Annotated in this window: 1 protein-coding gene; it reads left to right on the top strand. The window is 47.4% G+C overall.

Going from position 1 to position 1,149, the window contains the following annotated elements; genetic code table 11:
• On the top strand, window positions 1-1,143 hold a 1,143-nt coding region (gene tuf, locus F7Y48_RS23530), incomplete at its 5' end, for an elongation factor Tu (protein WP_258677332.1).
• Between the last annotated feature and the right edge of the window lie 6 nt (window positions 1,144-1,149).

Here is a 1,149-nt window from a genome sequence, read left to right as displayed (position 1 = left end):
GTTGGTACTATCGGCCACGTTGACCACGGTAAAACAACTCTAACTGCAGCTATCTGTACTACTCTTGCTAAAGTTTACGGCGGTGTAGCTAAAGACTTCGCATCTATCGATAACGCTCCAGAAGAGCGTGAGCGCGGTATCACAATCGCAACTTCTCACGTTGAGTACGACACTCCAACTCGTCACTACGCACACGTTGACTGTCCAGGACACGCGGACTACGTTAAAAACATGATCACTGGTGCTGCACAGATGGACGGTGGTATCCTAGTTGTTGCTGCGACAGATGGCCCAATGCCACAAACTCGTGAGCACATCCTACTAGGCCGTCAGGTTGGTATCCCATACATCATCGTATTCATGAACAAATGTGACATGGTTGACGATGAAGAGCTACTAGAACTAGTAGAAATGGAAGTTCGTGAACTTCTATCTGAATACGATTTCCCAGGTGATGACCTACCAGTTATCCAAGGTTCTGCACTAGGCGCACTAAACGGCGAAGAGCAGTGGGAAGCGAAAATCGTTGAACTAGCTGAAGCTCTAGATACTTACATCCCTGAGCCAGAGCGTGCGGTAGATCAGCCATTCCTAATGCCTATCGAAGACGTATTCTCAATCCAAGGTCGTGGTACAGTAGTAACTGGTCGTATCGAGCGTGGTATTCTAACTGTAGGTGACGAAGTTGCTATCGTAGGTATCAAGGAAACAACTACTACAACATGTACTGGTGTAGAGATGTTCCGTAAGCTTCTAGACGAAGGCCGTGCAGGTGAGAACGTTGGTGCACTTCTACGTGGTACTAAGCGTGACGAAGTTGAACGTGGTCAAGTACTAGCTAAGCCTGGTTCAATCACTCCACACACTAAGTTCGAATCAGAAGTATACGTACTGTCTAAAGATGAAGGTGGTCGTCACACTCCATTCTTCAAAGGCTACCGTCCACAGTTCTACTTCCGTACAACTGACGTAACTGGTGACATCCAGCTACCAGAAGGCGTAGAAATGGTAATGCCAGGTGACAACGTACAGATGACTGTTGAGCTAATCGCACCAATCGCAATGGACGAAGGTCTACGTTTCGCGATCCGTGAAGGTGGCCGTACAGTAGGTGCTGGTGTTGTTGCTAAGATCTTCGACTAATTCATA

The organism is Vibrio sp. 2-1-2a (assembly GCF_032648565.1).
Classification (GTDB): domain Bacteria; phylum Pseudomonadota; class Gammaproteobacteria; order Enterobacterales; family Vibrionaceae; genus Vibrio; species Vibrio diabolicus.
Note: the sequence above shows the minus strand (reverse complement) of the source record. Positions and strands in the feature narration are given on the sequence as shown.